Origin of the sequence: Candidatus Nitrosarchaeum limnium BG20, assembly GCF_000241145.1 — an archaeon.
GTDB lineage: Archaea > Thermoproteota > Nitrososphaeria > Nitrososphaerales > Nitrosopumilaceae > Nitrosarchaeum > Nitrosarchaeum limnae.
On sequence record NZ_AHJG01000069.1, the window covers coordinates 1 to 503 of the forward strand.

1 protein-coding gene is annotated in these 503 nt (G+C 34.4%); it reads right to left on the reverse strand.

Annotated features, from left to right (window positions below; translation table 11 throughout):
- Positions 1-503, reverse strand: a 503-nt coding sequence (gene truD, locus BG20_RS02310) for a tRNA pseudouridine(13) synthase TruD (protein WP_010190375.1), incomplete at both ends; no start/stop codon positions are given.

Sequence of the window (503 nt, forward strand, 5' to 3'; positions counted from 1 at the left end):
ATGTTGATCTAGACCTTTGATAAATTTTCCCAATATTCCATGTAGATCATAACAGACATCACCTGTCTGGGCAGCGAAGAGATCTTCACCGTCAGTAAATGCAGCGCTCAAAGTTTGATTGAAAAGATATGACTGGTATGCCTGGACATAAAATCTTCTTAAATTGAGAGGTACAGCATGTATTGCTTTTTGTGCATCATCATGATCAATCATTTCTTGTAGTACTATTCTTTCAATGTCCATCTGAGGTGGAACTTGATCGAGATATTTTTTGTAGTTTGATTTATCGACTAGTTTTTCTCTAATCTCTGTATTTTCTTTAGAGTCATACTTGGAGGTAAATGAAACAATTAACTCAACTGCCTTTTTGAAATCACGTCGTAAAAGAGCCTTTCCTATTAGATGTGTAACAGGTCTTTTAGAGCCAAATCTCTGATAACCATAAAAATTTAGAATTTTTTGATAGTCAACAAACTCAGATAGTCTATCTTCGCAATCAGAAA